General features: G+C 36.5%; 16 protein-coding genes. 15 read left to right on the top strand and 1 reads right to left on the bottom strand.

Annotated elements, in window-relative coordinates; genetic code table 11:
* Nucleotides 1-126: 126 nt before the first annotated feature.
* From coxB to ACH3PA_RS01165, 15 genes are all read left to right on the top strand, one after another.
* Nucleotides 127-1,038 carry a cytochrome c oxidase subunit II gene (gene coxB, locus ACH3PA_RS01235; protein WP_416441323.1) on the top strand — a complete coding sequence of 304 codons (912 nt, stop codon included), beginning with the start codon at nt 127-129 and terminating at the stop codon, nt 1,036-1,038.
* On the top strand, nt 1,035-2,690 hold the full coding sequence (gene ctaD / locus ACH3PA_RS01230) for a cytochrome c oxidase subunit I (RefSeq protein ID WP_416441325.1): 1,656 nt from the start codon (nt 1,035-1,037) through the stop codon (nt 2,688-2,690). Before coxB ends, ctaD begins: the two co-directional genes overlap by 4 nt.
* A gap of 25 nt (nt 2,691-2,715) precedes the next feature.
* Complete coding sequence (locus ACH3PA_RS01225) at nt 2,716-3,243, top strand: cytochrome c oxidase subunit 3 (RefSeq protein ID WP_416441327.1); 528 nt, start codon at nt 2,716-2,718, stop codon at nt 3,241-3,243.
* Nucleotides 3,240-4,094 (top strand): cytochrome c oxidase assembly protein, encoded by an 855-nt coding sequence (locus tag ACH3PA_RS01220; protein ID WP_416441329.1) that lies wholly within the window; start codon nt 3,240-3,242, stop codon nt 4,092-4,094. Before ACH3PA_RS01225 ends, ACH3PA_RS01220 begins: the two co-directional genes overlap by 4 nt.
* A 13-nt stretch (nt 4,095-4,107) precedes the next feature.
* Nucleotides 4,108-4,323 carry a cytochrome c oxidase subunit 4 gene (locus ACH3PA_RS01215; RefSeq protein WP_416441331.1) on the top strand — a complete coding sequence of 72 codons (216 nt, stop codon included), beginning with the start codon at nt 4,108-4,110 and terminating at the stop codon, nt 4,321-4,323.
* Nucleotides 4,313-4,834: a ubiquinol-cytochrome c reductase iron-sulfur subunit gene (locus ACH3PA_RS01210; RefSeq protein WP_416441333.1), complete on the top strand. Its 522-nt coding sequence runs from the start codon at nt 4,313-4,315 to the stop codon at nt 4,832-4,834. The genes ACH3PA_RS01215 and ACH3PA_RS01210 overlap by 11 nt, the downstream gene beginning before the upstream one ends.
* Nucleotides 4,831-6,237 carry a cytochrome b N-terminal domain-containing protein gene (locus ACH3PA_RS01205; RefSeq protein ID WP_416441335.1) on the top strand — a complete coding sequence of 469 codons (1,407 nt, stop codon included), beginning with the start codon at nt 4,831-4,833 and terminating at the stop codon, nt 6,235-6,237. The genes ACH3PA_RS01210 and ACH3PA_RS01205 overlap by 4 nt, the downstream gene beginning before the upstream one ends.
* Before the next feature lie 291 nt (nt 6,238-6,528).
* Nucleotides 6,529-9,267: a substrate-binding domain-containing protein gene (locus ACH3PA_RS01200; RefSeq protein ID WP_416441337.1), complete on the top strand. Its 2,739-nt coding sequence runs from the start codon at nt 6,529-6,531 to the stop codon at nt 9,265-9,267.
* A 408-nt stretch (nt 9,268-9,675) separates the two neighbouring features.
* The gene (locus ACH3PA_RS01195) at nt 9,676-12,834 is read left to right on the top strand and encodes a SusC/RagA family TonB-linked outer membrane protein (protein ID WP_416441339.1); all 3,159 of its coding nucleotides are present in this window, start codon (nt 9,676-9,678) and stop codon (nt 12,832-12,834) included.
* 12 nt (nt 12,835-12,846) lie between these two features.
* Nucleotides 12,847-14,562 carry a RagB/SusD family nutrient uptake outer membrane protein gene (locus ACH3PA_RS01190; protein WP_416441341.1) on the top strand — a complete coding sequence of 572 codons (1,716 nt, stop codon included), beginning with the start codon at nt 12,847-12,849 and terminating at the stop codon, nt 14,560-14,562.
* A 52-nt stretch (nt 14,563-14,614) separates the two neighbouring features.
* Complete coding sequence (locus tag ACH3PA_RS01185) at nt 14,615-16,126, top strand: TolB family protein (protein ID WP_416441343.1); 1,512 nt, start codon at nt 14,615-14,617, stop codon at nt 16,124-16,126.
* A 170-nt stretch (nt 16,127-16,296) separates the two neighbouring features.
* On the top strand, nt 16,297-17,127 hold the full coding sequence (locus ACH3PA_RS01180; protein ID WP_416441345.1) for a ThuA domain-containing protein: 831 nt from the start codon (nt 16,297-16,299) through the stop codon (nt 17,125-17,127).
* 32 nt (nt 17,128-17,159) lie between these two features.
* Entirely contained in the window at nt 17,160-18,035 is an 876-nt protein-coding gene (locus tag ACH3PA_RS01175) for a sugar phosphate isomerase/epimerase family protein (RefSeq protein WP_416441347.1), read from the top strand.
* Between the two features lie 346 nt (nt 18,036-18,381).
* Nucleotides 18,382-19,593, top strand: coding sequence for a phage integrase SAM-like domain-containing protein (locus ACH3PA_RS01170; RefSeq protein ID WP_416448395.1), 1,212 nt, complete (start codon nt 18,382-18,384; stop codon nt 19,591-19,593).
* Between the two features lie 106 nt (nt 19,594-19,699).
* Nucleotides 19,700-19,936 carry a hypothetical protein gene (locus ACH3PA_RS01165; RefSeq protein ID WP_416448394.1) on the top strand — a complete coding sequence of 79 codons (237 nt, stop codon included), beginning with the start codon at nt 19,700-19,702 and terminating at the stop codon, nt 19,934-19,936.
* A 306-nt stretch (nt 19,937-20,242) separates the two neighbouring features.
* Here ACH3PA_RS01165 and ACH3PA_RS01160 read toward each other — a convergent pair whose 3' ends face one another.
* A complete protein-coding gene (locus ACH3PA_RS01160; RefSeq protein WP_416448393.1) occupies nt 20,243-21,247 on the bottom strand; it encodes a hypothetical protein in 1,005 nt (334 codons plus the stop codon).
* Nucleotides 21,248-21,276 lie beyond the last annotated feature (29 nt).

Here is a 21,276-nt window from a genome sequence, read left to right as displayed (position 1 = left end):
CACAAGAGAAAATAATCAGTGTTGAAATTTTCTTACAATTAAATTCTTGTAATTTTAAATTCATACCCTACAAATACGCTTGTAGAATTACCTGAGGGTAGTTTTACAAGCTTAAAAATGATTTTGATGAATTGGGAAACTAACAACATCCATATCATAAGGGAACTATTTGTCTACTTTTTAATAGTAGCAACTATTATTTTAGGCCTTGTCATTTTCTTCACCATTTTCTACGGGTGGAAATACAGGCGCCGTCCTAATGCTGAAACTCCCACTCAGGATCATGGCAGCAAACGCTTTGAGATTTTAATGATAGGAATTGCATTCACAATAACCTCAGTCTTTTTTGTACTTACGGTAAACGGAATGAACCAAATTCAGAATATTCCAGATAATCCTATTCCCGATATTATAGTTACAGGACATATGTGGTGGTGGGAAGCAGAATACAGGGCAGATAGTATAATAACCGCTAACGAGATTCACATCCCAGCTAATAAGAAGGTTTTGATGCAATTTAATTCTGACGATGTGATACACAGTTGGTGGATTCCAAAACTTGGCCGTAAGATGGATCTTGTGCCGGGATATGACAATTACATGTGGCTTCAGGCTGATGAAGGTGAATACTGGGGCACTTGTAGTGAGTTTTGTGGTGCGCAGCATGCACTTATGCGTATTCATATAATTGCAGATAGTGAAGATGATTTCAAAATCTGGAAGTCATCCCAGCTAAAACCTCCCCCAGCGACCCAAAATCCACTTTTTGAGACCGGAAAACGCCTTTTTCAAGAAAAAACCTGTATTAACTGTCATTCTGTAAACATTCATGATAAGGAGCCTGCTATTGGTCCTAATCTCGCTCATTTTGCAAGTCGAAAATATTTTTTAAGCAATATAGAATTGAACACAACAGAAAACCTATACGCATGGATCAAAAATCCGCCTGCCGTAAAACCAAATACCCAAATGCCCTTTTTAGCCTTGACAGATAAAGAAGTAAATGCTCTGGTATATTACATAAAAACTTTACGATGAGTCTATTTGTAAACATAGCCGAGCCTGATAAAACATTGCCTTCAATAAAAAATGATAAGGACCGCCTATCGTGGTTATCTTCTGTAGATCATAAGCAAATTGGTATTATGTATTTACTGTTGTCTTTGTTCTTTTTCATACTTGGCGGACTTGAAGCGATGATCATACGATGGCAACTCGCTGTACCAGAAAATGATTTTGTATCTCCAGATTTTTACAACCAGATTTTCACCATGCATGGTACAACCATGATTTTTCTGGTTCTCACTCCGGGTTTAATAGGTCTGGGTGTTTATTTGATCCCGTTGATGATTGGGGCTAATGAGATGGCATTTCCGCGGTTGAACGCTTTTAGTTTTTGGGTAACATGTTTTGGTGGCTTGCTGTTGTATTTTAGTTTTTTTGCAGGAGGAGCACCCACTGCCGGTTGGTTTAGTTATGCCCCCTTAAGTGAAAAGCCGTACTCGCCCACCACCGGTATAGATTATTATATTCTGGGTCTCTTGCTTACAGGAATAGGTAGCATTGGGGCGGCACTTAATTTTGTTGTGACTGTACTTACCCTAAGGTTGCCGGGCATTAAATTAACCATGTTGCCCCTGTTTGTATGGATGACCTTTATTAATGCATTTCTCATTTTAGGCGCTTTTCCTCTTCTTAATGCAGGTCTTGTCATGTTGCTCATAGACAGGCAGCTCGATGCTTTGTTTTTCTTACCGTCTTCCGGAGGTTCTGCTATATTATGGCAACATTTTTTTTGGTCTTTTGGTCATCCGGAAGTATATATTTTAATACTTCCTGCTTTTGGAATAATCTCAGAGGTAATACCAGTGTTTTCACGAAAACCGATATACGGCTATGTCTTTGTAGCTGCATCTACTGTGGCGATCGCACTTCTTTCCTTTGGCGTGTGGGCGCACCATATGTTTGCCGTTGGCATGACAAATACTGTAAACGGTTTTTTTGCCGCAAGCAGCTTTTTAATTGGCATACCTACCGGTGTAAAGGTTATAAACTGGATAGGGACAATGTATAAAGGATCAATACAGCTTACAGTCGCTATGACTTTCGCGCTGGTTTTTCTAATTAATTTTACAATAGGAGGGCTTAGTGGAGTTTCATTTGCCATTGTACCCATAGATTGGCAGTTAACAGATTCTTATTATGTAGTAGCTCATATTCATTATGTTTTTCTGGGTGGTTCAGCCTTTTCCATTTTTGCGGGTATTTATTACTGGTTTCCTAAATTTTGCGGGCGTCATCTTTCAGAAAAGCTGGGGCAGTGGCATTTGTGGCTCTTTGTAACAGGTTTTAATATGACCTTTTTACTGCAACATATATTAGGAATATTAGGTATGCCACGACGTATATATACTTATTTGGACTTACCTTATTTTGAAAGCTTAAATATGATATCAACCGCGGGTGCTTTTCTCATGTTTGCAGGAGTAGCAGTTTTTCTCTACAATCTAATCATAACCATGCGTAGCAAACCTACAGCAACGTCAGATCCCTGGGACGGCTGGACGCTGGAATGGGCAACCGCATCACCGCCGCCATTGAAGAATTTTGATACGCTCCCTGAAGTACATAGCAGAAGGCCACTGTGGGATTTAAAAAACCCTGATAATAAAGATAAAAGACTTAATTAAGATGAGGGATAAAGGAAAATTATTAATGTTTTTTTTAATCGGTTCAGAGGCTTTCTTTTTCATTGCCCTGATCATCGCCTATGTCTATTATCGCAATATTACACACGCGACAGATACGGTAACAGCCAACTTAAATGTACCGCGAGCAGCAGTTTTAACCTGTTGTTTGGTATTGAGTAGTGGTAGCCTCATGTGGAGTAAAAAAGCGTTTCTTAAAAATAAAACCACTCATTTTAAATTAGGCATGTCCATTACACTTTTACTTTCTACAGTATTTATGGTAGGGCAGATTATAGAATATATCGAGCTTTATAAAAAGCAGATCACGCTTGATAAAGATATATTCGGGTCAAGTTTTTTTACACTTACGGGCTTTCATAGTCTACATGTAATTATAGGAATTATAGCGATAGGTATACTCTTCTCATTCTCATTTATAAAATTTAAGAACCTAATTAAGAATGCGATTTCCGCGGTTGAGGTGTATTGGCATTTTGTGGATGTAGTGTGGCTGTTTGTTTTCTTTTTCGTTTATATAAAACCACTTTTATGACATTTAAAGATTTTCTATTATCGGCTAATAATTGGTCAGGGGCGTGGTTAATCAGTCTTCTGATTGTTTTTTGTTCAATGTGGTACTTCACCCGAGTGAATGGAATCAAATTATTTTTCGTAGCGCTTTTCATTGGGTTAATTTACCTGGTAACAGGCTCACCACTAATGCGCCTTCATGAATACGGGCTGCAGAGTGCAGCGATGATTCAACAAGTTGTTGTATTAATGATTGCGCCTGTTTTTATTTGGCATGCCATTTCCGGCACAAAATTAAGTAGCCAGAATGGCTCAATAAATACCACAAGATATACGCTGTTTTATTGGTTCACCGGCACATTTGCCATGTGGATTGCTCATTTTATCAATGCTAAAAAGGCGGCGGTTGTAACCGGTATGTCGATATGCGGGGTTGATTCTTCTTCCAATATATGGATTGCCCAAATTCCTGATGAAGCAGTATTGTTGTTTCTGCTAATTTCCGGGATTTTATTTTTCATGCCCATTTTTAATAATAACAAACGAATTAATCCTTTAGCTCAAATAATATACCTGTTTACATCTTGTGTGAGTTGTTCTATTTTGGGTTTATGGGTAGCATTTTCAGCTTCTATCTCGCCATATGGTCTTGCTAGTATTACGCATCCTGTAACAATCTCACTACAACAAGATCAGGAATTGGCAGGAATGATTATGTGGGTGCCGGGATGTATCTTGTATGTTTCAATGTCATGTTATATAGCCATACAATGGCTTGAAGGAAAGAATCAAATTCCTGAAAATCTTCCTGTAATAGAGAAAAAACGGGCTATTACTGCCGAAAATCAGCAAGCTGTAATTGCAAATACCTAAGAAAGAAATCGCCATGGAGAGAAAATATAAAGCCCAGCCTGAGAAATTACCTAAGCCTACTTACTGGCCATTTTTTTTGGCTCTAAGCTGTATGTTGATAGTTTGGGGATTTGTAAGTAATGTGATCGTATCTGCTGTAGGGGTGGTTGTATTTATTATTGCTCTTGCCGGATGGATCACAGATTTACACAGGGAGCAGCTAAAAAAGGAAAAAGGCGATGAGTTGTAATTGTAACAGTGGTAAAAAAGAGCAGCAGAGTAGAAGAAGCTTTTTAAGCAAGCTTATCTATAGTATTATGGGAATAGTTACAGTTATTCTGGCCATACCATTTATTACGGCAATGCTGGAGCCATTTCTGCGGCAGAAAAAACCAGGATGGAGAAGAGTTGCAGAAGCTAATGATTTTAAAATAGGTGAAACTAAAAAAGTAACATTTAAGAATTCAACTTTATATAAATGGAGCAGTGATATTTCAAAAACAGCCGCATACGTACGTCGTGATAATGATAATGAGTTTATAGCATTTAGTGTGAATTGCTCCCATTTAGGTTGCCCCGTACGTTGGGAAGACAAACCTCAATTATTCTTTTGTCCGTGCCATGGGGGTGCGTTTTACAGGGATGGATCACGAGCAGCAGGCCCACCTAACCGCGGGTTATATAAATATCCTATAAGAATAAAAAATGGAAGTGTAGAGCTAGAGACTCAAGCAATACCAATTACAAATATTACAGTATGAAGATACTGAGAAGAATAGGAAAGTGGTTAAATGATAGAGGCAAATTTGCAGATATTGTAAAGCCGTTAAAAACACATTTAGTACCACCGGGGACTAAATGGAATTATATATGGGGTAGTGGTGTGCTTTTTTGTTTTACCGTGCAGGTAATTACGGGTATAGCTCTCTCGTTTATGTATCAACCTTCAGTAAATGCAGCATATGAATCTTTGCAGCATATAGAGAATGAAGCTTTTTTAGGAAGTTTTATACGGGGATTACATAATTGGGGAGCTTCTGGCATGGTAGTGTTGCTGGGAGTACATATGGCAAGGGTATATCTCAATGCAGCCTATAAATATCCCAGGGAAATGAGTTGGATAAGTGGCGTTTTTCTTCTGGGCATCACGGTTACCATGGCTTTTACAGGACAGCTGCTGAGATGGGACGGTAATGGAGTCTGGACGGCAATTCTGGGAGCAGAACAAATGGGGAGAATACCTGTAATAGGCGATTATGTAGCCTATTTTTTTCTGGGAGGAAAGACAATGGGAGGGCAGACACTAAATCGCTTTTTTAGTATGCATGTATTTCTTTTACCCGGTCTTCTATCTGGAATCATAGGCTATCATATTTTTCTCGTTTTCAAAAACGGAATCTCAGAACCACCCAAACCGGGAAGACTTGTCAACCCAGCTACGTACAGGAAGTGGTATGATAAGCTTTTAAAGAAAAAAGGCCTTCCTTTTTTTCCTGATGTCATCTGGCGTGATGTAGTTTTTACACTAGTTGTACTTTTAATTCTTATAGCTCTGGCCTTTCTTGTGGGGGCACCCAAACTAACTAAACCACCAGATCCCACAATCTTAGAAGTAGAACCAAAACCAGATTGGTATTTTAAGTGGCTGTATGCGATTTTTGCCACCATGAACCGGAAATTAGAACCCTATTTCCTATTTTTTGGTCCATTAATAGGTGGGATCATCCTCTTTTCTATTCCTTTTTTGTCTAAAGGTGGGGAGCGTCACCCTATAAAACGACCCTGGGCGATTGCAGGAATCATATTTGTCATAGTAACTTTAGGTTCATTAACATACATAGGCATGATAGCACCATGGGTTCCTAAATTTGATGCAGAACCTGTTTCTGCTTATATAGCTCTGCCCGCTGAAAATGAAAACCAGGTGAAAAAAGGTGTTGAACTTTTTAATACTATGGGATGTATTTATTGTCATAAAATAGGAAAAAAAGGAGGCCTTAGAGGACCCGATCTCACTAAGGTGGAAAAACGACTTACAAAAGATCAAATGATAATTAGGATTACTAATGGTGCAGAGAATATGCCTGCTTATGGGGGTTCATTATCAAGCGAAGAACTTGACGATTTGATATCATTTCTTGCTGCCGAAAAGCAGCAGAAATAACCTTTTTCTAATGCTTTTGCAATTAATTAAACTATGCTCAGGCATTTTTCCCGTGCCATGTGGTTCTCTCCAGCTAAACCCGTCTGTAATTAAAATATCTTCTTTTCATACATTAGTAGCAGTAGTGGGTCTCATGATTGAACCATCGCCATGTTCTCCTATTTGGAATCAGTTTTTCATTTGATGAATTCTCGAATGAATTCACTAATTAATGGGTATATTTAGCTACTTTTTGGCACTAGAAGGCCAATTTTTATACTTATTCTTTCATACGCATACATATATCAATAAATGCAGTTAGTTTTTAAATTCCTCTCAATCGTTGTAGCTATTGCAATGCTAAGTTCTTGTACCTCTCAAGAAGAGAATATCTATAAAATAGGGTTTTCTCAATGTACCAGTAACGCAGATTGGAGAAAAGATATGAATTACTCAATGCGGGTAGAAGCTTCAGTACATTCTAATGTAGCACTTACTATTACTGACAGTAAAGACGATCCACAACAGCAGATAAGAGACATTGAAAAAATGATTCTTGATGAGATGGATGTAATAATAGTTTCACCCCTGGAGCCTAATTTAATTGTTAATGTCATAGACAAAGCTGTCGCAGCAGATATTCCTGTAATTTTATTAGATAGAAAGATCAATTCTGCCAATTATACGGCCTATCTGGGAGCAGATAATATTGAAGTAGGCAGAAATGCTGGCAAGTATATATTGTCTTCTACAAAAGATGAGGTTAACATAATTGAGGTAAAAGGTGGCGACTCTTCAACACCCGTAATAGAAAGAAGTCTTGGGTTTCATCAGGTAGTTGATAACAACGAGCGTGTGCATATTGTAGGTACATTAAATGGCAGAAAAGGAGGACTTGCGCAAGATAAGTTTAAGGATCTCATTAATTCACTGGGTGCTGGCAATATAGATTATGTTTATTTTTTTAATGATGAGATGGCAAGAGATGGATGGAAAGTGGCTAAAGAACTGGGAGTAGAGCATGAGATCAAGTTCATAGGGGTAGATGGTCTTAATGGCCCTGATGGTGGTATACAAATGGTACAGGATGGTATTCTGGATGCTACATTACTTTATCCTACAGGTGGGTCTGAAGTCATAAAACTTGCTCTTAAAATATTAAACGGTGAAGAGGTTCCTAAAACCAGTCTTCTTGCAACTACTGTGATTGATAAGTTTAATGCCGGTATTATGAAAGATCAGCTCAACAGGATCAATCAGCAACAAACCGAAATTGAACACCAGGTTGATACTATTGTACAAAAAGAAGAGCTGTATGCTTCTCAAAATGTTCTGCTTAAACTATCACTGCTGTTTATTATTATCATATTATTTCTTATTGTCTATGCTATTTTCTCAGTAACCGCGATCAGAAAGAAAAACAGACAGCTACAGTTAACCAATACGAAGATCACCATTCAAAGAAATCAAATAGAAAAAATTGCTAATCAGGTTAAAGAAAGCAACGAAGCTAAAATTAATTTTTTCACCGGTCTTTCGCATGAATTAAAAACACCTATAACTTTAATTCTAAGTTCTATAGAATCAATAGGTGAAACTGTAAAAGAGAAAGGTTCTAAGTTGGGTAATGAAGTTGAGCTTATCTACAACAATTCTAACCGGCTATTAAAGCTTATAAATCAACTACTTGACTTTAGAAAAAGTGAAGATCGTAAATTTGGTTTGAAAGCTTCTAAAACTAATATTTTCGCTTTTTCATCAAACGTTTATAATGAATTTAAAAGAGAGGCAAAAAAGAGAGGTATTACCTTCAATCTAAAAAGCAACAATCAGGATCTTGATTTATATTTTGATAGAAATTTAATGGATAAAGTTTATTTTAATATCCTCTCAAATGCCTTTAAATTCACTCCGGATAATGGTAAAATCGAGATTGAGATAGATGATCACAAAGACAAAGATTACGCCACCATTATCTTTAAAGATACTGGTATAGGTATACCAGAACAAGAACTGGAAAATGTTTTTCAGGCATTTTTTAAAGGTTCTAATAATAGGAAAAATAGTTCTGGTATTGGTTTGCACTTAACGAAAGAATTAGTAGAACTGCATCAGGGAAAAATAACTGTTAAGTCTCTTAAAGGAACGGAATTTAAAATAACACTTTACAAAGGCAAGTCTCATTTTAGTCAGGATGATATTATACAGGAGCCTGATATTTTAAGTAATAATAGAAAAGATCTTATAGGCGAGCTTGAAGCGAATTATTATGTAAATCCTAATCCTGCTTATGATGATGATCACTATAGCATTTTAATAATAGAAGATAATAAAGAACTCTCTGGTTTCCTGAGCAAAAAGTTGAGCGAACAGTATAATATATTTCTATCAGATGGTACAGATGCTCTTGAAAAGGCTTTTGATGTTATACCAGACATTATTCTTTGTGATATAAATCTGCCAGAGAAAGATGGTTTTGAAATATGTGAAGAGCTTAAAAATGATTTACGCACTTCTCATATTCCTACAGTCATCCTCACCGCCTTAAGTGATAAGGAATCTTACATTAAAGGTTTACAAGCGGGAGCAGATCTTTATTTAACTAAGCCGTTTAGTTATTCCATATTAATACAGTCACTCAAGTCACTCTTATACAACAGGGAGAAACTCAGATTTTATTTCACTAACAATATTCACAAGATCGAGACATCAGATTCTTTTGGGAATATTGAGCAGACATTTTTACGCAGTATAAATGAAAAGATAGATGAGCATATTGAAGACAGTCAATTCTCTGTAGAACATTTAGCAGAAGAACTCAAAATTTCAAGAGTTCAATTGTACAGAAAAGTTAAGGCGCTCCTGGGAATTAGCATAAGTGAGTACATAAATGATAAACGCCTCACAAAGGCAAAAAACTATCTTTTAGATTCGCAATTATCTATTTCAGAGATTGCATATCATGTAGGATATTCTTCTCCGGGATATTTTTCAACCTCCTTCAAGAACAAATATGGCATTACCCCAAACAGCTTTAGAAACAGCGCTTAATTTTTGAACCTTAAATATGTAACTAAACTGAAAGTCATGTATCAAATTTATAATTACAACGTTTGAGTAGAATGGCGAATTAAATTTATAGAACTGATAATCAGTTATTTAATAAATTTTAACTTAGGTTTATCATTTTTAGAAGTCTTTGCAGTATTCTTAAAATAGATACCAAAATATTACATATATATTAGTTTTTCATTAATCTAATACTATATGCAAAGAACAATACTTCTCTCTTTCAACCGGAATTCTTTCATTTCGTTACGACTCATTTCTCTTCCATCTATTTGTATCAGCTCTAATTAATTCTTTCTAAGAATTAGTCTTGGGTTAAATTCTTTATACCATATAAGCAGATAAATAAGAGACCTAACTAAAATCAATTAACACTAAACAATCACAATTATGAAGTTTAAATTATTAATGTTCTATATTTTTTGTCCGGCAGTTTTTGTCTGGGGGCAAACTATAGATATAAGTGGTGTTGTAACCTCTGCAGATGATGGGGTTCCTCTTCCCGGGGTTTCTATTCAGGTAGAAGGCACACAGCAAGGGGCAATCACAGATTTTGATGGTAATTATACACTGCAAAATGTTGCTGCAGAAGGGACACTTGTTTTCAGTTACATTGGCTTTACGACTCAACGAGTAAACGTAAATAATCAATCTACTATAAATGTAGTGTTAGTAGCAGATGCTCAGCAGCTTAGCGATGTTATTGTAACAGGATATGCTCGAGAGCGAAAGGTTGACCTGACTGGGGCTATAAGTGTGGTAGAAATGGCGCCTATACGAGAAGCAAGTATGAGTTCGGGTAGTCCTATTCAGGCTATGCAAGGAAGGGTTCCGGGACTTTTTGTAGAAAAATCTGGTGATCCTACCGGGAGTAGTAACCGTATTCTTATTCGTGGAGTGAATACTTTAGGAAATAATGAACCGCTATATGTAATTGATGGTGTTCCTACTGTGAGACAGGAAGTATTCTCAAGTATCAATCCAAGTACAATAGTTTCTGTACAAGTGCTTAAAGATGCCTCTGCCTCCTCTTTATATGGTTCAAGAGCATCAAACGGTGTTATTATCGTCACAACAAAAAATTCAACACGGGACGAAAAACTAAATGTATCATTTAATACTAATTTCTCAGTACTTACAGAGAAGAAGCAGCGCTATAACATGCTTAATGCGGCAGATCGTGGCAAAGTGCTGTGGGAGGCATCAGTAAATGATAACTCTGATCCTAATTCTGGTTATGGCGAAATCTATGATTTTGACTGGAATGGAGATTTCAATAATCCCATATTAAATAGCGTAAGCGTTGATCAGTATGTTGGCGGAAATACAAATGTACCTTCAGGTGATACAGATTGGCAGGATGAATTGTATGAAACCGGGTACGTTGTTAATAATGATCTTACGGTTTCCGGGGGAAATGATAAAGTATTTGCACTTATTAATCTGGGTTATCTGGAGAATACCGGTATTCTAAAATATACAGGTTATGATAGATATAGTGCTAAACTAAATTCTAATGCCAAATTATTCAATGACAGAGTAAGAATAGGTGTTAATACACAATTCTACACTTCTAAAGAAACACTGGCTTCTACAGATGTGGGTAATGCTCCTACGCCAGGTCTAGGAGTAAATCTGGCGCCTACCATTCCGGTTTATACTGCTACTGGTGAATATGCGGGTCCTTTGGGTTCTGGTTATTCCGACAGAAATAACCCGCTTTACATGCAGTATATAAACAGATGGGATAACACTAAAAGAACAACCATTTTTGGGAATATTTTTGGTGAAGTTGATATTCTGGAGAACCTGACATTTAGAACAAGTCTGGGTCTTGATCATTATCGTACAGATGCTAAAGATATAGAACCCACTGTGGCTAATGGTTTTATTACCAGAACAGTTAACAGCTTGATGCTAAACCATCAGAATTTCTCAAGTTTAGTTTTTTCAAATACATTAAATTATAAATTAGAACTGGGTGAGCACCGCTTTGACGTTTTGGTAGGAACTGAGTCTATTGAGAATAATTTAAAGACAACTACTGCTACAGCTCAGGATTTTGCTGTAGAAAGTGAATCTTATTATGTACTGGCAGCTGCTACCGGCCAAAGAACAAATTCAGGAACTGAGTCTGGTGATGCACTTTTTTCTCAATTCGGAAAAATAAGTTACGGTTATTCAGATAGATATCTTGCATCGGTGACACTGCGACGAGATGGTTCTTCAAAATTTGGTGCAGATAACAGATATGCTATCTTTCCTGCGGTTACAGCGGGTTGGCGAATTAGCAATGAAGAATTTTTACGAAATAGTCCCAAAATAACTAACCTTAAACTTCGTGCTGGTTATGGAGTTGTAGGTAACCAGTTTATAGGTGATTTTGCCCGATTTGGACTCTATGAAGCCCGATATGGTCCTGTAGAGTATAGATATGTACAAGGTTCTTTTAGTGAGTGGTACAATGTAGGTACAGCTTATGACCTTAACGGAAATAATAGTGGTAACCTACCGGCGGGCTTTGTTTCAATACAAGCATCAAACCCGAGTCTTAAATGGGAAGAAACCAAAGAGGTAAACCTTGGTGTAGACTTTGCTTTCTTCGATAATTCATTAGCAGGTTCATTTGATTACTTTACCAGAAACACAGATGGTATTTTAATACAACCGCCTATAGCATCAGCCGTAGGTGAGGGCCGCGAGAAATGGTTAAATGGTGCTTCTACTCGTACAAATGGGTGGGAATTAAACCTGTCTTACTCAAAGAATGTCTCAGATGATCTTTCGTTTTCGGTATCTACCAATTTTGGTGCGTTTAAAGATAAAATAACAGATTTGCCAGAGGAGGCTATGACGGCTTACCCCGGTACTGCTTTGAACTCTATTATAGGTCATTCACAATTCTCGATTTTTGGATATAAAACTGACGGATTATTTCAAAGTCAGGCTGAGGTAGATGAACACCCTACGGGAGGTGCTCAGGTAGGTAATGCACGCCCAGGAGGAATACGTATTGTAGACATTAACGATGATGGAGTTATTAATTCTGATGATAGAGACTGGCTTGGTACTACATTACCAAAAATGGAATATGGGGTACGAATAGATGTTTCATATAAAGATTTTGACTTCTCCTTATTTGGATCTGGTGTTACAGGCAGAATAGGAGTAGACCCCTACATAATGTATAACAATTTTGTACCTGGTAGGGAGAATGCAGGACCTGGTACTCTTAATGCCTGGTCTCCTACTAATACAAATACAGATATACCTTCGTTAAGTCTTGTAAATAACCTTACAGAGAATTCAGATTACATCTACAGAAACAATTCTTATTTCAAATTAAGAAATATTCAGGTAGGTTACTCATTACCAAATGATTTGATTGAAAAGTGGGCGGGCATGACAAATCTAAGAGTCTACTTGCAAGGAGAGAACTTATTGTGGTTCACACCTGATGGTTATATAGGTTCTGACCCAGAACGCACTGAAATTAATTCAATACCGGTACCCACTACATTTTCGGTAGGATTAAATGTAAATTTTTAAAAAATGAAAGCGATGAAGAATATAAAAGCAGCGATACTAATAATGTTATTCGCTATAAGTATAAACTCCTGCAACAGTGACTTTCTTGAGGTAGAACCCTCTGGAGTATTATCATCTGATAATGTTGCGACAGCAGAAAATGCAGAAGGACTTGTGATAGCAGCATATTCTGCAATAGGTAATGATAATATTGCAGGACCCATAACTAACCCTTGGGTCTATGGAAGTGTACGAGCAGATGATGCATATAAAGGCGGCGGCGGCCGCACAGATTTAGGGGAAATTGACAGGTATGAGCAATATAACCTTACAATTCCTGATGCCGGAGATCTTATGGCACCTAAAACCTGGGAAAACTATTATAAAGCTATTTCCAGAGCAAATTTTGCTTTAAGGGTTATTAATGAAGTGCCAGATGCAGATTATGCAGATAAAACAACACGCATTGCAGAACTTCGGTTTCTAAGAGGACATTCTCATTTCATGCTTAAATTAATGTTTAAACATATTCCATACATAACAGAAGATTTAACCGATGAGCAGATATTAGAAACCTCTAATGATATGTCTAATGATGAGTTGTGGGATGCTATTGCACAAGACTTTTTGTTTGCTTTCAATAATCTACCACAGACACAAGAGCAGGTGGGAAGAGCAGATAAAAATGCGGCGGCTGGTTATTTAGCTAAACTAAGGTTATACCAGGCGTACGAACAAGATGAGCAAAATCAGGTTGTAAATATCAATACATCACGTTTACAGGAGGTTATTGACTATGCAGATGCAGTAACAGGAAGTCTGGAAGCTGATTTTGCAGATAATTTCCTGCCAGGTTATGAGAATGGCCCTGAATCGATTTGGGCGGTTCAGTTTTCGCTTAACGATGGTACAGAGGTAGGGAGGGGTAGTTATGCTACGGCTCTTAATTCGCCCACAGGGTCGTCATTTTATGGTTGCTGTGGTTTTCACCAGGCTAGTCAAAATATGGTAAATGCATTTAAGACCGATGCTTCAGGTTTGCCATTACTTGAGACTTTTAATGATGCAGATATGACAGATGTAGATAATTATGGAAGCATAGATCCCAGATTTGATCATACAGTAGGTTTTCCTGACAGACCATTTAAATACAGAAATACAGTAGAAGAACAAGGTGATTTGTTATATAAAACAAGCTGGGCAAGAGACCCGGGAGTATATGGTTTTTATGGTAACATGAAAGAACAACAAGCACCAGATTGTTCATGCTGGGTCAAACAGGGACCTTTTATAGCAACATCTGTAAATTACAGATTTATACGCTATGCAGATGTCTTGCTGTTTAAGGCAGAGGCTTTAATACAATTAGGAAGGCAGGATGAAGCTTTGCCTCTTATAAATGAAGTGCGTACCAGAGCAGCATCAAGCACAGAGCGTCCTCTTGCAGCCGGTGCAAGTAACGTTTATAATATTGGTTTATATGATTCTTTCCCCAGTAAAGAATACGCCCTTGAAGCATTAAAATTTGAGAGAAGACTTGAATTTGCTATGGAAGGATGGCGCTTTTTTGATCTGGTTAGATGGGGTGATGCAGAAGAAGTTCTCAACGCTTATTTAGAAGTTGAGAAGACTAAGCATGACTACTTATCTAATGCGCATTTTACTGCCGGGAGGGATGAATATTTTCCTATTCCACAAAAAGAAATTGATTTCACTCGTGGTCTTTATAAGCAAAACCCAGGCTACTAGTTTCACTTAGCACGATAACTCAATCTAAATAAATTAATAAATAATGAATAGTATGAAATTTAAATTAATCATTTTCTGTTTGTGTTTAACACAACTGGCACTTGCACAGGAAAATCCTATAGGTGATTTTAGTTACAACAAAGACATAGGTAATCCTAAACTGGCAGGTTCTGCTACTTACGATGAAGAGAGTCAGACTTACACCATTAAAGGTGCGGGTTATAATATTTGGGGTCAGCGTGATGAGCATCATTACCTGTACAATAAGCTAAAAGGGGATTTTATTGTTACAGCAAATTTTGAATTTGTAGGTGATAATGAGGTTCATAGAAAAATTGGCTGGATGGCACGTGCTTCAGAGCAGGACAATGCAGTTATGGTGGGTGGTTTTTTACATGGTGATGGCCTTACTGCAGGCCAGTGGCGAGAGCGAAGAGGTGCAGATATGCAAAATCCCGAAGATGATGTTTGGGCCTCTAAGCGATTTTTTCAGATCATTCAGTTAGAACGCAAGGGTAACACTTTTATAGTGAGAGCAGCGCATCCCGGCGAGCCTTTTGAAGAAATTAGTTCTAAAGAGCTGGATTTTATGCCAGAGGAGGTTTTAGCAGGTATTGTAATTGGTTCTCATGATGAGGATGTTGTAGAAACTGCAAAAGTGTGGAATGTTAGAATTGATCAGCCGGTTGCAGAAGATTATAATCCTAACTCAGAAGGGTGGATAGGTTGCAGACTGGAAACAATGAATGTTTTTGACGGTAAGCGTAAAGTGATACATACAAAAGATGGTCGTTTTGAAGCTCCTAACTGGATGCCTGATGGAGATAAACTGATTTTTAATATGGATGGCTCTTTGTATACGATACCTAAAGATGGTGGCGATCTTGCAAAAGTCAATACTGCGTCTGCAGACGATTTGAATAATGATCATTGTATTTCTTTCAATGGTAAAATGATAGGTATAAGTCACAATGATGGTAATGGCTCAAATGTATTTGTCTTACCTCTTACCGGGGGTGAACCGCAAGCTGTGACAACAGATGCACCTTCATATCTTCATGGCTGGGCGCCAAATAATAAGGAAGTCGTGTATGTTGCCCAAAGAGGTGGAAGTAAGATCTATGATATTTATAGAAAGTCAATAAAAGGTGGTAAAGAAGAAAAACTTACAGATAATAAGAAGCTTGAGCACGTTGATGGTTGTGAGTATTCTCCTGATGGCAAATATATTTATTACAATGGTTCTCAAAAAGGTGGTACCATGCAATTGTGGAGAATGAAACCAGACGGAAGCAACAAAGAACAGTTGACCTTTGATCAATATAACAACTGGTTTCCTCACATTTCTCCAGATGGTAAATGGATAGCTTTTATATCATTTGAACCCACTATTGAATTAAATGGGCATCCTTCCTACAAAAGAGTAATGCTAAGGTTGATGCCCGTTTCTGGCGGGGCGCCAAAGGTAATCGCTTATTTATATGGAGGGCAGGGAACTTTTAATGTGAATTCCTGGTCGCCAGATAGTAAGCACATTGCTTTTGTAAGTAATTCCTCAAAATAATGAATTGAATTTGAATTGTTTTTAAGTGTTGACTTTTTAGTTATGGTTGGGTTGCAGAGTTAGAACTGCAACTCAACCTTTTAAACATTTTAGAAATTAATACAGAAAAAAATAAATTTCAGGTACATTTACTATCGTTGTAATTATTAATAATCTTATAAATTATAAAAATGTCTTTTAAAAAAATTACTAAACTATCCTGTCTTGCTATTATATGCCTGCTATTCTCTAATGGGCTTTTTGCACAGAAGCAATTCAAAGTACTGCTTGTTACAGAAACCGCTGGCTGGCATCATGAGTCAATAGATAATGGTATTGTAGCCATAAAAGAATTAGCAGCAACTCACAATTTTGATGTTACCAGACAACAAGACGCTATTAAGATTACAGAAGAAGGCCTTAAACCTTATGATGCAGTTATATTTTTAAGCACTACAGCAGATATTTTTGACGAAAACGAGCAAAAAGCTTTTGAAAAATATATAGAATCAGGAAAAGGTTATGTAGGTATACACGCAGCTTCAGATACAGAATACGACTGGGAGTGGTATACAAAACTTGTGGGTAGAATGTTTCACATACATCCCGAACAACAAACTGCAAAACTCAAAATACTTGATCACAATTTTCCCGGGTTAGAACATTTTCCTGATACATTGTTGTGGACAGACGAGTGGTACGACTTTGGTAAAGAAAATGTTGACAATCTGCATTATCTGGTAGCTGTAGATGAAAATTCGTATAATCCGGTTGTAACATGGCAAAATCGGGATTTAGACCCAAAAACCGGGAAAATGGTAGACAGAAACAGCCAGGGCATGGGAGATTTGCACCCAATATCATGGTATCATGAGTTTGATGGTGGCCGTGCTTTTTATACAGCCTTGGGGCATATAGAGAAGGTTTATGAGAATCAATGGTTCTTAGATCATCTATATGGTGGTATTTATTACGCTGCTACGGGAAAAGGTATTGAGAAGAATAACAATACGTCAAAATAAACCAACTGACCAACCAATCTATTTTAAAAGCTATGACACATAGAAGAACATTTATAAAACAATCTGGATTAGCCCTCGCAGCAACGACAATTTTACCAAGTATAGTTTTTAGTGAAACTAAAAAGCATGCTATAGGTCTACAGTTGTATTCTCTAAGAGAAACGATAGGCAGCGACGTTAAAGGCACAATATCAAAAGTGGCAGATCTTGGTTTTAAAGAAGTAGAAACCTACGGCTATTCACAAGAGAATAAATTCTGGGGATTGTCTGTAAAAGAATTTAAAAGAATTCTTGATGATAACGGTCTTACAACACCCAGCGGTCATTATGGTGTAGATCCATTTTTAGCTCAAGGCGGAACAAAAGACGATTTTGCTTTTAACCTTGATGTGGCAAACGAGCTGGGGCAGAAGTACGTGATCGTCCCCTATATAGGCGGCAATTTGCGTAATTCTATAGATGACTATAAGCGTCTATCTCAAAAACTGAACGAAGCTGGTGAAATGTGCAGAAAAGCAGGATTAAAATTGGGATACCACAATCATGATTTTGAATTTACAGATTATGACGGGCAAAATGGTCTGGAAACTTTTCTTGCAAATACAGATAATAAAAATGTAGTTTTTGAAATGGATATTTACTGGGTTGTGCGTGCCGGGAGAGACCCAATTGAGCTAATGAATAAGTATCCCGGTAGATTTCCTCTATGGCATGTGAAAGATATGAGTAAGAAAAACGAAGATCTAAACACAGAAATTGGCAGCGGATCGATAGATTATAAAGCAATTTTCAGCGAAATGAAGAAATCTGGAGCTAAACATTTAATTATAGAACAGGAGAATTTTGAGATGGATGCTTATAAAAGTCTGGCTCAAAGCATCGAGTATATAAACAATGATCTGCTTTAGAAAAGCGGTATAAAACAGGTAAATATCGCCCGATTTAAGCTAAAAATCGCTGTATTTAGACACTGATAATCCCGTTAAATATCTGTGATACAGGTTTTTGAAAAGATATGAATCAAAAAAAGCCAAGACAAATGCCTTGGCTTTTATAATTGTAGCGAGAGGGGGGCACGATCCCCCGACCTCCGGGTTATGAAAATGAAAAATCGTCTGTCAAAAAGCATTTAATTTGCTTAAAATCAATTGAATACATAAAATTCTATTTTACATAATATCATTTGATATCAAGGAATATGACAATTTGTTTTACCTATGTTGTACCTAAAATTGTGTAATTTAAATGTCTAAAATGGAAGTTATGGCATCAATTCAGACAGTTTTAAGGAATAAGCCCAATTCAAGACAATTGTATCCAATTGCTATTAGAATTACTAAAGATAGAAAAACCTCTTATATTTTCACAGGTCAGTATATTGAAAAAAATCATTGGAATGAGACCAAAGGATTGGTTAGAAAATCACATCCTGATGCATTGGCTATTAATCAATTAATTTTCTCCAAACTTAGCAAAGCAAATAAAAAACTTCTGGTTGCAGAATCAGAACGAGATTATCAATCTGTTTCTATCATAAAAACGAATATTGTCAAAAAAGAACGTTTTGATTTTTTCAGTGCTGTGAAAATTCAGTTGCGTAGATTGGAGGAAAGAGGACAGTTTCATCAGAGAGATGTAGTTAAAAGTAGAATGGATAAATTTAAAGCTTTTGCCAAATCAGATAAGTTACACTTCAATGAAATTACAGTAGATTTTTTAAAGCGTTTTGAAGCCTATCTCAAAAACGAGATTGGTTTAGCCCACAGGACTACTGTAAATTACATGATTGCTATAAGAACGATCTATAATATAGCAATAGGCGAGAAGTGGGCAGAACGCAATCATTATCCATTTGGGAGAGGCGGTTATACCATTAAATTTCTAGAGTCAGATAAAATAGGTCTCAATGTAAAGGAAGTTAAACAATTGGAAAATGCTCAAGGCTTAACACCATCCCAACAACACGCATTGAATATTTGGTTGATCAGTTTTTACTTTGCCGGAATACGAGTAGGGGATGTACTGCAATTAAAATGGTCTGATTTTATAGATAATAGATTACGCTACCGTATGGGGAAGAACCAAAAGTTAGTTTCTCTTAAAATTCCTGAGAAGGCAAAACCTATATTGGAATACTATAAGAATCTGGCTGAGGACGATTTTGTATTTCAAGAGTTACGCTTTGTGGATCCTAAAAATGCTAAAATACTTCGTACACGAATTAAGACGGTTACCCGCACCTGCAATCGTCATTTGAAAAAGATAGCAGAGCATCTAGGTATTACTAAAAGCCTAAGTATGCACATAGCTCGTCATAGTTTTGGTAACATTTCAGGAAGTAAAATCCCCATTCAAATGTTACAGAAATTATACCGTCATTCATCGGTAACAACAACGATTATGTATCAGTCCAATTTTATGCAGGATGATGTAGATGATGCATTAGATAATGTGGTAAATTTCTAAGCTTATTCAATGGCGAGCTAGCTACAATTCAGATAATAAGATTAACTTAAAATCTTCCAGTAAGATACATTTTCGCAATTTATATTCGAAATTAAAAAAAAAGAATATGTCTAAACTTTCAGATTATGAAACTTATATTATAAGTGGTTTGGCGCAAGGTGCTAACATTAAAGAGTTAAAAAAGGTTTTGCGAAACTTCGGTCAAAAGCCGGACTCTGTAAGTAGTATTGAAAAAAAGCTCAAAGAACTAAAGAAAAAATATGAATGTAAAACCACGTTTCAGCTTGTATATGATCTGAGTAGATATGTTATTGAAATAGATATTGAGGAGATTCTAAAGTAATTAAATATCAACTGATAATTATAGATGATTTACTGGTTTGTAAGATTTCCTTATTCGCCAAAATATTAGTATTGAATTCTGGATGATGCAGAGCCTCATCCAAAATTCAATGCGCTTAATATTAAAACAATGAAGTAGTTGAAAAAATAAATATTAACTTTAAATAACTGGACTAGAGCTTTTCATAGGAGCCATTTTTGTATGCCGTTTTCACTTTTCATTTAGCTTAAATTGTGCGTTAGTTTTGCTCTTTGGTACCGCAGGAACGAGGATGACAATGTGCAAAGCGGGTGAAATACCCCTTCCTTATTTGTTATTATAAAGCGCATAAAGTTTTATTTGTTCTTGTGCTTGCCCTAAGGCACTCTGGTCAATAAATGCTTCCAAAGCAGGTTTTCTGACAAAACTTAAATCTTCGGTTTCATCTTCATCCATCCAAGTAAAGCATGTCAATCTTTTTTGCTCTTCATTTAAAAAATTGAGTTTCTTATTATTGATAAATTTCCAGTACACCTTATACCATTTTCCTATTCGGCCTCTAACAAAATTGTTATGTCGTTTTTCTATTTTAAATATATATTTCCAAGACTCTATTTCTTTTTGGTTACCATCAGGGTTAGAATAAGCAAATCCATATTTTATCTTATTAATATCCATATTGTCCTCCTTAACAGATATAGAAATTGATATTCCTTTATGATTTTCTGTATATGGATAAAATACAAACCCTGTAGTTTCTGAAATTATATCTATACTACTCTTAACATCCAACGAGTTGCATTTCTGGCAGATTGGAACAAGGTTTTTAAAATTTACCGAAGAAAATGGATAAATTGATTTCGCTAAATAGTGATCATATTGATCACGTTCATCATCATATATAGTTTCAACATCCCTAATGCCACATGCAGGGCATTTCAAAAAGTCATTTGGGGATTTCTTTAATTCTCTAAAATGCTCAATTACAGAACCATAAAATTTTATAAAATGAGGTGATTTTTTCAATACTTTCTCATACAAAGCATAGAATAATTCATCAACATCATTTCTGATTTCATCAGGAACATCTTCTAAGAGGGTAGCTTTAACCGTTCCTTTACAAATAGCTTCAATCTGGTTACTTTGCCTGATGTTCTCACATAAAGTTGATCTGTCTACTTGATCCCATTCTTTTATGACATCATAAATGGCTTTAAATTTAGCTTCAAGAATTCTTGGGTGACGTGATACTAAATTGTTGTAGAATTCATCATTATATAATCCAATATGATAATCTTCCGTACTGAATTCAATAGAATCAAAGAATTCCATTACATAATCGTGCAACTTGTGATGATCAG

It is taken from the genome of Leeuwenhoekiella sp. A2 (genome assembly GCF_047946655.1).
Taxonomy (GTDB): domain Bacteria; phylum Bacteroidota; class Bacteroidia; order Flavobacteriales; family Flavobacteriaceae; genus Leeuwenhoekiella.
This window is presented reverse-complemented; position numbering and strand designations above follow the sequence as displayed.

Coding starts and splice junctions, on each gene's coding strand:
- ACH3PA_RS01220 (WP_416441329.1), top strand. CDS start 3,240: ATGACATTTAAAGATTTTCTATTATCGGCTAATAATTGGTCAGGGGCG.
- ACH3PA_RS01160 (WP_416448393.1), bottom strand. CDS start 21,247: ATGGAATTCTTTGATTCTATTGAATTCAGTACGGAAGATTATCATATT.
- ACH3PA_RS01185 (WP_416441343.1), top strand. CDS start 14,615: ATGAAATTTAAATTAATCATTTTCTGTTTGTGTTTAACACAACTGGCA.
- ACH3PA_RS01195 (WP_416441339.1), top strand. CDS start 9,676: ATGAAGTTTAAATTATTAATGTTCTATATTTTTTGTCCGGCAGTTTTT.
- ACH3PA_RS01180 (WP_416441345.1), top strand. CDS start 16,297: ATGTCTTTTAAAAAAATTACTAAACTATCCTGTCTTGCTATTATATGC.
- ctaD (WP_416441325.1), top strand. CDS start 1,035: ATGAGTCTATTTGTAAACATAGCCGAGCCTGATAAAACATTGCCTTCA.
- ACH3PA_RS01165 (WP_416448394.1), top strand. CDS start 19,700: ATGTCTAAACTTTCAGATTATGAAACTTATATTATAAGTGGTTTGGCG.
- ACH3PA_RS01210 (WP_416441333.1), top strand. CDS start 4,313: ATGAGTTGTAATTGTAACAGTGGTAAAAAAGAGCAGCAGAGTAGAAGA.
- ACH3PA_RS01175 (WP_416441347.1), top strand. CDS start 17,160: ATGACACATAGAAGAACATTTATAAAACAATCTGGATTAGCCCTCGCA.
- ACH3PA_RS01170 (WP_416448395.1), top strand. CDS start 18,382: ATGGAAGTTATGGCATCAATTCAGACAGTTTTAAGGAATAAGCCCAAT.
- ACH3PA_RS01190 (WP_416441341.1), top strand. CDS start 12,847: ATGAAGAATATAAAAGCAGCGATACTAATAATGTTATTCGCTATAAGT.
- ACH3PA_RS01215 (WP_416441331.1), top strand. CDS start 4,108: ATGGAGAGAAAATATAAAGCCCAGCCTGAGAAATTACCTAAGCCTACT.
- coxB (WP_416441323.1), top strand. CDS start 127: ATGAATTGGGAAACTAACAACATCCATATCATAAGGGAACTATTTGTC.
- ACH3PA_RS01225 (WP_416441327.1), top strand. CDS start 2,716: ATGTTTTTTTTAATCGGTTCAGAGGCTTTCTTTTTCATTGCCCTGATC.
- ACH3PA_RS01200 (WP_416441337.1), top strand. CDS start 6,529: ATGCAGTTAGTTTTTAAATTCCTCTCAATCGTTGTAGCTATTGCAATG.
- ACH3PA_RS01205 (WP_416441335.1), top strand. CDS start 4,831: ATGAAGATACTGAGAAGAATAGGAAAGTGGTTAAATGATAGAGGCAAA.